The organism is Paenibacillus sp. FSL R5-0341 (assembly GCF_037975235.1).
Classification (GTDB): Bacteria; Bacillota; Bacilli; order Paenibacillales; family Paenibacillaceae; genus Paenibacillus; species Paenibacillus amylolyticus_A.
Genome location: NZ_CP150241.1, coordinates 2,543,246 through 2,557,436 on the forward strand (window position 1 = coordinate 2,543,246; position 14,191 = coordinate 2,557,436).

Consider the following 14,191-nt stretch of genomic DNA (forward strand, 5'->3'; position numbering starts at 1 on the left):
ATGACTCCATTTCCTGAGTTAGAAACCAAAAGATTGCTGTTAAGAGAGATTAGACAGAGTGATTCCCAAAACATATTTCATATTTTTTCTTCAGATGAAGTTACAAGATTCTACGATGTAGAAAGTTTTACGAATACGAAACAAGCAGAAGATCTCATACAAAGATGGAATGAACGATTCGAAAATGGTCAGGTCATTCGCTGGGGAATTGCTTTGAAGTCGGACGGTAGAGTTATTGGAACATGCGGATTTCATGGTTGGTTGAAAGAACATCATAAAGCTGTGCTGGGATATGAGTTAGCACCTGAGTTTTGGCGACAGGGTTATATGACCGAGGTTGCTCAGAAAATCGTTGAATACGGATTTAACAACCTTGAATTAAACAGGATTGAAGCCTTTGTAGAGCCGGAGAACACGGGATCAAGAGAATTGCTTAAGAAAATTGGCTTTAGTGAAGAAGGCATATTAAAAGAAAATTATTATTGGAAAGATCGATTTGTTGATAATGTCCTCTATGCATTTTTGAAGAAAGATTATAAGCCCAACGGATCAAGCTAACAGAATGATGAATGAAGATAACGTTTTTCCAGGAGAGTGTATGAGAATTCGAATTATTGGATCTTGCGGGAGTGGGAAATCAACATTGGCCAAAGAATTGTCTGATAAATACGGCATTCCTTACTATGAATTAGACAATCTCATATGGGACAGAAGCGCTGAAAATTTGAGATATCCTGAAAGTGTTAGGGATGAGTCCGTCCTATCTATTGTTCATTCAGATGCCTGGATCATAGAAGGAGTACAGTACAAAGATTGGACTTTAAAATCCATACAAGAAGCGGATTTGATTTTTGTATTGAATCCAAATGTTTTCATCAGAGATTATCGAATTATAAAGAGGTTTGTATTATCTAGAATGGGCTTGCAATCTTGGAATTACAAGCAGTCCTTCAAGAACTTATGCCAGATGATTGTGAAGTGGAACCATCAATATAATATAGTTGCAGCTATAGATTTGATTAACGAAAACAGCAAAACAGCAATGATCACTAAAAATAAAAAACAAGTTATACAGATGATTGAACATCATTTGGAAGTGGTTGCGAGTGAGAGTGAAAAAGAACGATACAGGTAATCAAGGATTGTCGAAAGAGGAGATACCGTGGTAGATAAGCATGTTGTTTATTAGTGAGAATAGAACCAATTCAGATGATGAAGTGATATACAGGTTAGAAATAAAATGAGAAATCCTAAAAGTGTATACGATTACATGAGTTGGTTTTCTAAGTGAGGGGGCTTAAACATTGAGTCATAGATGAATATCCTGATGGAATCATTCAATATTTTTTGAAGAAAAGATTATAGGACGAGTACCTAAAATGTTACTGGACTTAACGAAAGATGAATTTTATGGAGAAACAAAAGGATGGCGGAAAGTATACGAGCCACCAAGGGAGGTATCTAGTATCTATATCACTGAATTTAATGATCTCGAGAGAGAGATAAAAAGAAATAAAGCGGAGAGCTGCATGATATACCGTGAAAATTCAATCCAATTTGAGTATTATAGAAATCGAAAAACGAAAGAAAAACAACACAAAGTGAATTCAATTACAAAGAGTGTTCTTTCTGCATTGATTGGTATTGCTATTCAGCGGGGCTACATTGAGCATGAAGATATTCCAATTGTGAATTATTTTAACGATCTGGATGATAGCAAAAAGGGGATTACGATTAAGCATCTATTAACGATGTCCTCGGGCCTGCATTATCCAGGGAATGAAGCGATGATTCCATCTAAGAATTGGACAAGATTTGTTCTTGAGCAGCCTGTTGAATTCGAACCTGGAATTCAAATGAAATATAGTTGCGGGAGTTCGCATATACTTAGCGCCATAATGCAGAAAGCGACTGGTATGAACACTTCGGAATTTGCAGAAAAGAACTTATTTGCACCTTTAGATATTAACGATTTCCATTGGTATCAGGATACACAAGGGATTGCCATAGGTGGTTTTGGTTTGCGAATGAAAATTGAAGATATGCTAAAGTTTGGAATGTTATACGCTCAGAATGGGAGGTGGAATTCTAAACAACTCATCTCTGCTGACTGGATTGCTAGAAGTGTAAGTCCTTCTCTTACTTCCGAAACCTTATATAGCTACCACTGGCGCATAATGAAAAATATCAAGGAAGAAGACGCTAAAAATAAAACGTTTTATGCTATGGGTATGGGCGGTGGACGAGGGCAATATATCTTTGTTAACCAAAAGCGAGGATTGGTTGCGGTATTCACAACGATTATATCCGATGATAACTTGTTACCACTTCACTGGTTTAAAAATTATATTCTGAAAGAATAGTTGTTGAAGGGAGAGATAGCAACGACCATGATAACGTATAGAACGTTGACTCTTGAAGATGTGAACCAGTTGCAGGAAATAGATCGTTCGGAACATATTGATCTCATTTATGAAATGAGAGAGAACGGATTGGTTGAGCTAGAACAAAATCATGAGTGCTCAAACTGGGATGCAAAGCTTTTGGATGAGATTCAAAATCGATATGTCTATGAACTAGAACAAGGCGGCATGGCGTATGGCGCTTTCGCTAAAGATCGATTAATTGGGTTCGGGGTGCTGGCACATCAATACAGAGGAAGAGAATGTAATCAATTACAAATTGACTTGATGTATGTCTCTCAGGCGTACAGAAGACAAGGTATTGGAAAACGTATTCTGAACCAATTAAGTGAAGAGGCCAAGAAACGTGGAGCGCGATATCTGTATATTTCCTCCACAGAGACGAGATCGGTGGTATCCTTTTACAGAAGCCAGGGCAGTCAGATTGCAAGCGAGATTGATCAGGAGCTCTACGACAAAGAGCCGAAAGATATACACATGATAAAGGAGCTGAGCACATGACAACGGTTGGCATACTCGGAACCATTCATAATCCAGAACTCAGGGAGCGATATCATTGTTCCCTTTCCCTTTACAAGGATGTGATTCGTGAGTTTAAGCCAGATATTATTTGCGGTGAAGTCCATCCACAGAGCTGGTTGAGGTATCTGAAGGACAAAAATGATAGAGGATACTGGGGAGAGCCGGCCAGTGAGTATTGGGAGTTAGTATTCCCTTTGTGCGAGGCGCAGAACATCACATTTGTCCCTATCGATTGGTTTGAATTAGATGTGTGGAATGCTTTTGATCCATTCAACGGCTATTCAAGCGAGGAACGCAAAGAACTTGAACAACGGGATGATCACTGGTTTGCGGAACAAATGGAGACGTATAGGTTCGGCGAGATTCCTTTTAATTCAAATGAGTTCGATAGCGTAACCAAACAAAAATATGAATGGTTGTATCAGGTAAACCCGAAGGCCCAGAACTTTCGCTGGGTTGTGCGTAATCAGATTATGATTCAAAGAGTCAAAAATACAGTTGAAGCTCATCCTGAAAAAAGAATCCTTTGTATTATTGGAGCAGATCACAATTACATCTTCCAGGAAGACCTGCTGAAAGAACAAGTTGAATTGTTGTATCCATTACGGTAAAGGAACCGTTGCTAGAATTGCAAATGAAACTTGATATTTAAGGAGCGTCACATGCGCAAAAAAGTACGTAAGATACTCAAGTACAGCATATTTAGTATTATTTTAATGGTTGTAGTAGCTCTGATATTTCCTACATGGACACCTAAAATTAAAGGTGAAAACAGCATTAGCATGTTAGAGCAGGTCGAAATTAACGGAGCAGGACATGAAGTCATGATCAGGGGTGCTGATCGGAGTAACCCAATCCTGATTTTTGTGCATGGTGGGCCTGGATGCTCTGAGATTCCTTATGTTAGGAAGTATCAACAGGACCTTGAGCAACACTTCACTGTGGTGCATTACGATCAACGTGGGAGTGGAAAGTCCTATCACTTTTCTGAAGATTACTCGAATCTGACAACAGATGTATTAGTAGATGATTTGTTAGCGTTAAGGAATTATGTAACTGAGGAGTTAGGTCAAGAGAAGGTTATATTAATCGGTCATTCATTTGGTACATACATCGGGATGAAAGCTGCGGCTAAAGCACCCACTCAGTTTCACGCTTATATAGGCATTGGACAGATGGCGAACACACTTCAGAGCGAACTGGAAAGTTTGGAGTACACGTACGAGCAAGCGAAACAAGCCCGTAATGCAGAGGACGTTAAAAAACTGGAGCTAATTCGTAGCTCGATCGAGCAAGGAAAGGAACTTACGCCTAGAATTTTGTTGCAAAAGTACGGTGGTGCAGCCAGGCTCATCCATGAGAATAGAGATTATATCTTAGGATTCCTGTTTAATCCCGAATACAATGGGATGGATATGATTCGCTTTTATTCAGGGATGTTCAGTTCACAAGACATCTTACTGAAGGAAGCATTTGATCAAAATTTACCTGATATTGTTGATCATCTGGAGATTCCTACTTATTTTGTGATGGGTAAATATGATTATATGACTACTGCGAATGCTGCACGTGATTATTTTGATGTGTTGGATGCACCGATCAAAGATTTCATTGTATTCAATGAGTCTGCGCATTACCCACAGTTTGAGGAGAAAGAAAAATTCGTACACTGGTTACAAGAGTTATTTTTAAAAGACTAGAGAGGAGCGAGATCCTATTGTTGAGCCCATTTATTGAGCTTGAAGAAGAGAGTGATGAGAGTTACCGATGCTATGTTCTGCAAAATGCAGTGCAAATATTTAAACATTCCATACAGGATGAGGATTTAAACGATGTCCGAATATATGTGTCCACGAATACACAATTAGATTTGATTGCTAATAAAATAGAAGACTATGTTAAATGGTTTTCAACTTGTGAGATTGTCTTTCGAGAATACTATGAGAACGAACTTCATCAAAAGGTACATAAGGGCTGGTTTAATGAGATTGAAGTGTACCGTGTAGATATAATATTTAACAGTATATCCGATTACGGCGCAACAATATCGTGCGGAGACAATATCTTGCAAGATCACATCATGATTGTTGATTTTAATAGAGAACAAATTCAAGCAATCCACTTAAATGGATAGATGGAGTAATTTGTAATAATAAGTGAAAATAAACACGAAATATATCGCTTTATTTTCCATATATGTGTTATTATGTTGATGGTAGACGAAAAATTCATTTGTTTGATCGATAGGAAGGGAGGCACGGGTCTCGAATCATTCAATCTGTATTGATAGATTAACTGTACTGCTTGTTAAAAAATAATAGAATAAGCGGAGGTATGGGTATGTTCAAAAAATGGAAGAAGTTTGGCATCAGCAGCTTGGCACTAGTATTACTGGCTGCGGCGGCCTTTACTGGATGGAGCACTAAAGCATCAGCAGCGGACGCTTCACAAATCGTGTCTGAGATGGGTGCAGGATGGAATCTGGGCAACCAGTTGGAAGCAGCGGTGAACGGTACACCGAATGAGACAGCTTGGGGCAATCCTACGGTAACTCCAGAGTTAATCAAAAAAGTGAAAGCTGCTGGCTTCAAGTCCATTCGTATTCCCGTTTCCTATTTGAATAACATTGGAAGCGCTCCCAACTATACAATCAATGCGGCATGGCTGAATCGAATTCAGCAAGTCGTGGATTATGCGTACAATGAAGGTCTGTATGTCATCATCAATATTCATGGCGATGGATACAATTCCGTCCAAGGTGGATGGCTGCTCGTGAATGGTGGCAATCAGACTGCCATTAAGGAAAAGTATAAAAAGGTGTGGCAACAGATTGCCACCAAGTTCAGCAACTACAATGACCGTCTGATTTTTGAATCCATGAACGAAGTATTCGATGGCAACTATGGTAATCCGAACTCGGCGTATTACGCCAACCTGAATGCCTACAATCAGATTTTTGTGGATACAGTTCGTCAAACTGGAGGAAACAACAATGCCAGATGGTTGCTGATTCCGGGCTGGAATACCAATATTGACTTCACCGTTGGTAATTATGGCTTTGTTCTCCCAACAGATAATTTCAGATCCTCGGCAATTCCTAGTTCGCAGAAGAGAATCATGATCTCGGCACACTATTACTCTCCGTGGGATTTCGCTGGTGAGGAAAACGGTAATATCACGCAGTGGGGTGCAACAGCTACGAATCCTGCCAAAAAGTCTACGTGGGGACAAGAGGATTATCTGGAATCACAGTTCAAGTCCATGTACGATAAATTTGTGACTCAAGGCTATCCTGTGGTAATTGGTGAATTCGGTTCGATTGATAAAACGTCGTATGATTCAACCAACAACGTATATCGTGCTGCATATGCAAAAGCAGTTACAGCAAAAGCCAAAAAATACAAAATGGTTCCTGTGTATTGGGACAACGGACATAACGGTCAACATGGATTCGCTTTGTTTAACCGTTCAAATAATACCGTGACGCAGCAAAACATCATTAATGCGATCATGCAAGGTCTTCAATAATTTCCTGTCTTTCTGTATCCGTGAAAAAGGCGTGTTCCTGCAAAAGGGACATGTCTTTTTTGTGCTACGGGAGGTGAAAATGAGCAACATTTACCAATACATTTTACATAAGCCATATACAGAATTCATTAAATCCCACACTACCTTTTATATACTTAATTTGCTTGATATAGCGGACTAAAAGGACTAGGTGGTAGACAGAATGTTAACAAAACGTGATTTGCAGGAATGCCATTCACTGTACAGCTTAATGATGGACCCCGCAGTGTCTCCTTACGTTCGTTATGCATGCCAATCGTATGAAGAATATCTATTCCTGACCAAACAATTGATGGCCGAAGAAGAGCAAAAGACGGCGATATCCCGAACCATTTTGAATGAAGCAGGGCAACCTATTGGTACGATTGATCTGTATCATATCGAGCATCAAACTGGTTTTTTAGCCACATGGATTGGATCACCGTATTTTGGGAATGGTTACAGCCAAAGAGCGAAATCAGCCTTTTTCGTGGAGTTGTTTCTGGAACATGACATTAAAACGGTATTTATGAAGATTCGTAAGCAAAATATAAGGTCCAGAAAAGCGGTAGAAAAACTTCCATATGTGAAGTTAGCCAATGATGTGTATCCAGATGTATATCAATTCATCAATGCCAAGGAGCAGCTCTATGATCTGTATCATGTAGAACGGTCAGCCTTTTTCGAAAATAGTATGGATCTGCACCATGTAGTAGCTACGTAACCTGTTCAGAGAGCGTACAACAGCGCCGTCAGTGATGACGACGCTATTTGCTATGATGAAATAGGATAGATTCGGATTCGTTGATGTAAATGCAGGAATATGGAATAGAGAACCGAAAGACATTAAGTAGATAGAGCTGATGTAACATTATGTACGGAGAATAAAAGGAGGCGTGACATGAATAATATCAACAAGATTTGTTATAAGGAAAATCGTAATCATGCCCATACCAAAGAAGTTTAGCTTTATTTAGGAGGGATTAGATTGTCCGAACAGGAGGAAGAATTTACGGGAGGTAATGTGAATCAGGTGGTCAGAATAGGCGAGACGGTTCGCCGGCATGCCAAACCAAATCCATATGTGCATGAACTGCTTTTACATCTCGAAAAAGTTGGTTATCACCATGCTCCTCGATTTCTGGGAATAGACGAACAGGGGAGAGAAGTACTTTCTTACCTTGAAGGAATCGTTCCAGGCAATGACTACCCTGAGATCGAAGAGTATATGTGGTCAGACGCATCTTTGATCGAAATCGCTAAACTGTTGAGAAGTTACCATGATGCGACTGTTGGATTCACACCAACAGCAGAGTCAATAAACAGATATCCATGCATAACAGAAGATGAAGTTGTATGTCATAACGATTTTGCGCCGTATAATATGGTGTACAAGGGAGGATGTCCTCAAGGAATTATTGATTTTGATATGGCAGGTCCGGGTCCGCGAATGTGGGATATCGCCTATACCTTGTATACATCCGTTCCCCTCGCAGATTTTTCACCAAAGATGGATGGAAAAGGTGTTGTACCTTACACTAGCCATGCGCACGGAACTGTTCGAAAAGAACGCATTGCATTATTCATGACTACGTACGGGCTGAGTGTGCCAGCAGATTTGAAGCAATGGGTCGTATCCCGTATCCGTTTTATGTGTAAAACACTGACTGATCGTGCGGCTGCGGGGGAACTCGCTTTTATAAAAATGATAGAAGAAGGTCATCTCGCACACTATGAGAAAGAGCTTATCTTTCTGGAAAAGCATTTCGATGACTGGACCTAATGAAGGAGTGATTGGTTCAATGTACAAACTCAAAACAACCATAACAGACCAAAGTGTCATAGAATTTATTGAGCTGATCGAGAATCCCAAAAAACGTGAGGACGCCTATCAATTATTGGATATCTTCACGGAGACGACAGGTTATGATGCAAAAATGTGGGGACCGAGTATTATTGGATTCGGTGCATATCATTACAAATATGAATCGGGTCACGAAGGGGATGCACCTCTCGTGGGCTTCTCGCCACGAAAGGCCAAGATTAGTTTATATTTTGCGACAGGGGATAGCGAGCGAGAAGATCTATTAAAGAACTTTGGAAAACATACAACAGGCAAAGCATGTGTATACATCAACAAGATAGCAGACATCGATGTGGATGTGTTGAAAGCGCTAATTGTACAGTCTGTCCGGTTTCTCAAAGAAACCTATCCGGATCAATAGAATAACTCGACAAGCTATCTACACACACTGAATAATTTGAGAAAGAGACCGCGTCTCTCCGCCATAGCATATGTGATTAATGTTCAAACAGGCTGTCTTGCATGTTAAGACAACCTGTTTTCTTTGCTTACTGATCTCATCCATAAGCGGGGACTTATTTGTATATAACCTGTGTGTTCCGTACTGAAAACATCTATCGTATATGTTGACCAGTGCCCAGGATCAGCTATCAAAAAAAGGATACGCTAAAATTCCTCATACCGTGTAGATTCCCCGTACACCCGAACCTCAATCAACTCGGCGTATCTGCTGCCATTGGTGGCATCAATGCTCACCCTAAGCGCCTGTACATCCACAGGTGTGTTCAGGGAATGAATGACTTTTCTTCTGCGGTTTTCCGTTACATTTACAATTTCGATCCATTCCCCAGCCCCACTCAATACTTCCACCCGATAATCGCGCACAAGTTCAGGCATGACGCGGAATGTTGTGCGATGGTGATGCAAATTAACCAGGTCCTCGTTCACATCATCGTTGAACGTCAAGTGCAGCTCAGCCAAGGTCTGTGGCTCTGCCCATGTCAGTTGTATCCATTCGGGCTTGCCAGACTGCATCGGCTGGGACATCCACTGCTGTGGTCCACCGTAAGGGCGATGATAACCGTTGATCGTGTTGTCCGCTGAATAGGCCGTAATCTCAGAGAGCGCTCGACAGCAGAATGGTTGACGCGCCAATCCCTGCATGGACCACAAGACAACAGGTTGATCCGTGGCATGATCCTCCAGATTTTTGGACACGTGATTTTCTTCTGTTCTGAAGAAGATCAGCACCCCGCTGTGTGCTTCCGTGGAATGGTAGAGGGTGATGGCTGCATTCGCCTTGATGATGATAAAAGCATTCTGCGGTTCTTCCGGTCGCCATTCGAGCGGAAGCTTCACCCACTGGGCGGTTCCCGCCGTCACGTTAACGGTCGCCGTAACTTGTAACGAATGCGGGACGTAGTTCTCCTTACGCCCCGTATCCCACAGCTCTACCGTCAGCGCGGTATCGCTGGATGCATCCAGCAGCAGCTCCAGACCGCTGAGCACTGGATGCACAGGCAGCAGCAGGGCAACATCCGTACCCAGCGGGTACGTCTCGCCAGGCTGCTCCAGAGCGATGCCCGTCAGCGTGCTGGAGGCTGTAGCCTTGGCACGCCGGGCCAGATCCAGCTCATCGTGGCTGCGCACCCCGATGATGGAAGCGTCCTGCCGCAGCAACGTCTGCTGCAGCAACGCAAGATGCCTCGCGTGCAGCTCGCGCGGCGACACCCCCATGGCCGCGCAGAGCGCCGCGCCCGTACCCGCGGCTTCGCCGATGACCGCGCATGTTGCCATGACGCGGGTCGTGCCGAAGGCGACATGCGATGCACTGATGTCGCGTCCGGCCATGAGCATATTCCGCACATTCGCGGAATACAACGAGCGGAACGGCACGTGATAGACGCCATCGGCATGCATATGCTTCGAGCCGCTCGCTTCGGCGTACATGCCCTGCGGGGGATGCAGGTCAATGGACCAGCCGCCAAAGGCAACGGCATCCGGGAACTCCCGCTGGCTGATAATATCGTTCTGGGTGAGCACATAGTCACCCTTGAAGCGGCGGTACTCCCTTTTGCCAGGCAGCGAACCGATCCACTCCAAAGTCATATGGTCTGCATCGAACTTGCCGGAGTTCTTGATATAGTCCCAGATCCCGTAGATCACGGACCACAGCTCATCACGGATCAGCTCATTGTCATGAACGGTGTCATGCTCACCGCCCCATTCGATCCACCAGTAATGACAACCGGAATCCCCGCTGCGAATGACCCGGCGGATCGGAATGCTCGTCTGCGTGATATCCTTGGCAAAAGAAGGCGGGATATAACGGACAGGTGCACCCGTATCCTTGGTATAAAAGAGGAGTGTACTGCCTAGCGTGATCTGATCGGCCACCTCAGGCGCCCATTCTTCACCATATTCGCTGCGGGCTTCCCGTCCGAGTGCAAACTTGGCACCTGCCAGAAAGCCAACCAGTCCATCGCCCGTACAGTCCAGATAGATCTGACTCTCGAATCGAATTTTGCGTTCAGAGCCCATCATCCATCCGGTAACGGAGGTAATCATGCGCTCATCTCCATCCCCGGTGGCCTCGACTTCGTGGACATCGGTATTCAGGTACAGAGTGATGTTGGATTCAGCTCGAACGGCTTCCAGAATGACCAAGTCCCAGAGATAAGGATTGCCCTCCGGATTACGATACTGATTCTCTACAAACAGTTCCCCCATGATGCCCGTCTCGCGGGCATAGCGGTTAATCCCGTGGGCGGTAGCGCCGCATACCCACACGCGTACTTCGCTGCTGGAATTGCCGCCGAGCACGGGTCGATTTTGCACCAACGCGACTTGTTGGCCCAGTCGTGCCGCAGATATAGCCGCGCATACGCCAGAAAGCCCACCCCCGATGACGGTGATATCCGGTTTAACGAGTTCGTGTTTCATAAGAACACCTCTCTCATTGAATGTAAAGGAGCCTAAGCTCTTATTTCATATCTATAATTTCATATTAGTTCTATATATTTACTTTTCAAATACACTATATTATCATCGAGTATATACTTTATTTCACAGCAAAGGCAGGTGTGTCATGGACCTCCTTAATCACATCTACTGGAAGAAGAAAGCTGCATTTGCGCTGGCAGAAGATATCTACGACGCTTGGGTGGTCTTTGCCGTTGAAGAGGGCGTATTCCGTTACGACATTGGGGGGCAGACCGGAGAGGCGGGTTTCGCTGATCTGGTGTTGTGTCCACCCCACGTGCCTTTTCGCAGAGTGACGATAACCCCGCTGACGTTTCACTATATGCAGTTCAGTTATGACGCCGCAGAGGATGAGTGCCTTCTACCGTCAATCGGTAAATCACAGATTAATGATACGAAGCGGTTAAATTCAACGTATGCTTATCTGCGTCAGGCGAGTGAGGACAACGATGCAGTTACAACAGGATGGAAGACCCATCTAATGATGGATTTGTGGCAATTGTATCAATGGGAGCAGAGACAGAGCAGTCTGATGGAACGAAAGTTCACGGAAGATGCTCTCATGGCTGAAGCGGCATTTTTGTTGGAGGAGTGGGCAGGAGAGGCGGTCAGTCTCCGAGCATTGGCCGAGCGCCTGGCTTTGAGTCCAGTTCAGTTCACCCGAAGATTCCGGGAGGCTTTTCAAGAAACACCGTCCGATTATCTGAAAGCGATCCGTCTCAAAAAGGCAAAAGCCTTGCTGGCAGATAGCCGTCTCACCCTTACGCAGATAGCCGAGAGATGTGGGTATGAGAACGGATTTTATCTGAGCCGCGTATTCTCATCCACCATAGGAATCAGTCCCTCGGAGTATCGGAGAAGACATCAAGTATGAGGTGAAGCGTCTCGTCCATCTAGCCTTCCATCCATCCATTCATTCCTTTCTTTTTTACACCAATAGAACATATCTGTGCATTTCACACGAAAGCAGGGAACGAATATGCCAAATCCATGCAAATCATTCGCCCCCGGCTGTAAATGGCAGGCAGGTGCTATAATGGGGTCATTAATTGTAGGGGAGCGAGCGCAAAGGAATGAAGAAGCCAAACTGGAAGAGTTGGTTGCCACAGCGGCTCAGGTACCGTCTGTTCGGTGCATTTGTGTTGTTAATTCTCTTGCCGTTCAGTGCATTGAATGTCTACAATTATCAGCAGATTGAATCCTTGGTCGAGCAGAAAATCAGTGAACAGAGTCATGAGCAGCTGGTGCAGATGTACCGCTCTCTGGAGGATCAGATGAGTATCGCCTTCAAAACGCTCATTTTTCTGGAACAGGATTCTGCGGTAAGAAGTGTGCTCACCTCCCCGGACAATCGTACTCCGCTTGAGAACAAGGCGCTGGTGGAAGAGAAGTTCAAGATGATCAATAACAGTTTCTTTCTATATAATCCTTCGGTGTACTTTACTTTGCTGGATTTTCATGATAGCGTTTACACTTCGTATTTGCCGAAAAAAGCACTGGCGTATGGCCCCTATCTGGAGCAATTCCGCGAGCGTCTTGGAGAAATAACCATCCCAAAAGGGGGTGCAGATGCGCCCCCGCTTCAACCGGAAGAACTTTTCTATCGCTGGGATGCACGGGATACCAACCATGTGCTCAAGGAGTTATCCTCCAGCCCGTACCTGTTGTCGCTGTATGCCTACATGAAAGATAGCGGCGGCAAGCGCTACGGACTGGCTCGGATCAGCATTGATTACTCTTACTGGTTCCAAACGATGCTGAAGGATTCACAGAGTAACCGGGAGTACTTTCTGATTACAGGTAGCGGGGAGACCATCGCACGTTCATCCAAAACAGCTACGCTTTCCCCGGAAGTTACTCGTGAAATAGCTCTTCATCCGGCACAGGCGTATCTAACTGATCCAGCTTCGGATACGCTGATTAACTACGTGTACATTGAATCACTGGATTGGTATATGGTGAATCGCATTCCACTTTCCATTTTGTTTACAGAGATATCTGAGCTTAAGCAACGTTACTTTCTGACCTTTTTTGGTTTCACAGGCGCATTTGTGCTGATGGCTTTTATGATTTCGGCAACGTTCACACGCCCTTTGTCGCATCTGCAGAAACAGATGAAGGAGGTTGTCCGCAAAAACCTCAAGATTCGTATTCCTGAGGGCCACAGCCGTGGAGAAGTACTGGAACTGACACGTACGTTTAATACGATGCTGGATGATGCCAATCAGATGATCAATAGGCTCAAGACGGAGGAGCGCCAGAAGGAAGCGGTACATTTTCATATGCTCTTGGCTCAGATGAATCCGCACTTTCTCCTGAACACGTTGAATACAATGAAATGGAGTGCGATCCGCAGCGGAAATGAAGAAATCTCCGAGATGTGTGTTTCCCTGGGAAAATTGCTGGAGGTCAGCTTGAATTCACAGGTCGAATTGGTATACCTGAAGGATGAGATCGAGCTGGTTCAAGCCTACCTTCATATCCAGCGGATTCGTTACCGCGACAGCTTCGAGGTGACTTGTGAATTTGACGATAAGCTGGAGTACGCACTGGTGCCCAAGCTGAGCTTGCAGCCACTGGTCGAGAATGCCATTCACCACGGTGTCGGACCACAGGAACAGCTTGGTCAGATCCGTATCAGCATATATAGGCAAGACACAGGAACACTGATGCTGGAGGTGGCAGACAACGGAATCGGAATGGAGGAATCCCGGCGTCAGCAGGTTACCCGGACGCGTCCGGGGATCGGTCTATCCAATCTCAGGGAACGATTGCGGTTATTGTTCAAAGGTCAAAGTAAACTTGAAATAATGGATAATCAACCAGGGACATTAGTGAGGTTCAGCATTCCTTTTTTGTTGTCGACGCCTTACGTACAGAAGCGGTCTGACTAGAGACGTGTCTGAAAACTCGC

At 44.2% G+C, this 14,191-nt stretch carries 14 protein-coding genes; 13 read left to right on the top strand and 1 reads right to left on the bottom strand.

Annotated elements, in window-relative coordinates:
* The 11 genes from MKX75_RS11675 (at position 1) to MKX75_RS11725 (ending at position 8,716) form a co-directional block, all read left to right on the top strand.
* Positions 1–558, top strand: a complete 558-nt coding sequence (locus MKX75_RS11675; protein WP_339169681.1) for a GNAT family protein — start codon at positions 1–3, stop codon at positions 556–558.
* A gap of 4 nt (positions 559–562) precedes the next feature.
* Complete coding sequence (locus MKX75_RS11680; RefSeq protein ID WP_339169682.1) at positions 563–1,135, top strand: hypothetical protein; 573 nt, start codon at positions 563–565, stop codon at positions 1,133–1,135.
* Between the two features lie 244 nt (positions 1,136–1,379).
* On the top strand, positions 1,380–2,363 hold the full coding sequence (locus MKX75_RS11685) for a serine hydrolase (RefSeq protein ID WP_339169683.1): 984 nt from the start codon (positions 1,380–1,382) through the stop codon (positions 2,361–2,363).
* A gap of 27 nt (positions 2,364–2,390) precedes the next feature.
* On the top strand, positions 2,391–2,924 hold the full coding sequence (locus MKX75_RS11690) for a GNAT family N-acetyltransferase (RefSeq protein WP_339169684.1): 534 nt from the start codon (positions 2,391–2,393) through the stop codon (positions 2,922–2,924).
* A complete protein-coding gene (locus tag MKX75_RS11695; RefSeq protein ID WP_339169686.1) occupies positions 2,921–3,556 on the top strand; it encodes a hypothetical protein in 636 nt (211 codons plus the stop codon). Before MKX75_RS11690 ends, MKX75_RS11695 begins: the two co-directional genes overlap by 4 nt.
* 51 nt (positions 3,557–3,607) lie before the next feature.
* Complete coding sequence (locus MKX75_RS11700) at positions 3,608–4,645, top strand: alpha/beta hydrolase (protein ID WP_062833950.1); 1,038 nt, start codon at positions 3,608–3,610, stop codon at positions 4,643–4,645.
* A 20-nt stretch (positions 4,646–4,665) separates the two neighbouring features.
* On the top strand, positions 4,666–5,079 hold the full coding sequence (locus tag MKX75_RS11705; RefSeq protein WP_339169687.1) for a hypothetical protein: 414 nt from the start codon (positions 4,666–4,668) through the stop codon (positions 5,077–5,079).
* Positions 5,080–5,285: 206 nt separating this feature from the next.
* Positions 5,286–6,473 carry a glycoside hydrolase family 5 protein gene (locus tag MKX75_RS11710; protein WP_076330773.1) on the top strand — a complete coding sequence of 396 codons (1,188 nt, stop codon included), beginning with the start codon at positions 5,286–5,288 and terminating at the stop codon, positions 6,471–6,473.
* Positions 6,474–6,675: 202 nt separating this feature from the next.
* The gene (locus MKX75_RS11715) at positions 6,676–7,215 is read left to right on the top strand and encodes a GNAT family protein (RefSeq protein WP_339169688.1); all 540 of its coding nucleotides are present in this window, start codon (positions 6,676–6,678) and stop codon (positions 7,213–7,215) included.
* A gap of 264 nt (positions 7,216–7,479) precedes the next feature.
* A complete protein-coding gene (locus MKX75_RS11720; RefSeq protein WP_339169689.1) occupies positions 7,480–8,274 on the top strand; it encodes an aminoglycoside phosphotransferase family protein in 795 nt (264 codons plus the stop codon).
* A gap of 19 nt (positions 8,275–8,293) precedes the next feature.
* Positions 8,294–8,716, top strand: a complete 423-nt coding sequence (locus tag MKX75_RS11725) for a DUF1801 domain-containing protein (RefSeq protein WP_339169690.1) — start codon at positions 8,294–8,296, stop codon at positions 8,714–8,716.
* 245 nt (positions 8,717–8,961) lie between these two features.
* On the opposite strand, the gene MKX75_RS11730 is transcribed toward MKX75_RS11725, so the two are convergent.
* Complete coding sequence (locus MKX75_RS11730) at positions 8,962–11,238, bottom strand: FAD-dependent oxidoreductase (protein ID WP_339169691.1); 2,277 nt, start codon at positions 11,236–11,238, stop codon at positions 8,962–8,964.
* A gap of 145 nt (positions 11,239–11,383) precedes the next feature.
* Between MKX75_RS11730 and MKX75_RS11735 the strand changes: the two genes are divergently transcribed.
* Both MKX75_RS11735 and MKX75_RS11740 read left to right on the top strand, forming a co-directional pair.
* The gene (locus MKX75_RS11735) at positions 11,384–12,151 is read left to right on the top strand and encodes a helix-turn-helix domain-containing protein (protein WP_339169692.1); all 768 of its coding nucleotides are present in this window, start codon (positions 11,384–11,386) and stop codon (positions 12,149–12,151) included.
* Between the two features lie 199 nt (positions 12,152–12,350).
* Positions 12,351–14,171 (top strand): histidine kinase, encoded by a 1,821-nt coding sequence (locus tag MKX75_RS11740; protein ID WP_062833959.1) that lies wholly within the window; start codon positions 12,351–12,353, stop codon positions 14,169–14,171.
* Positions 14,172–14,191 lie beyond the last annotated feature (20 nt).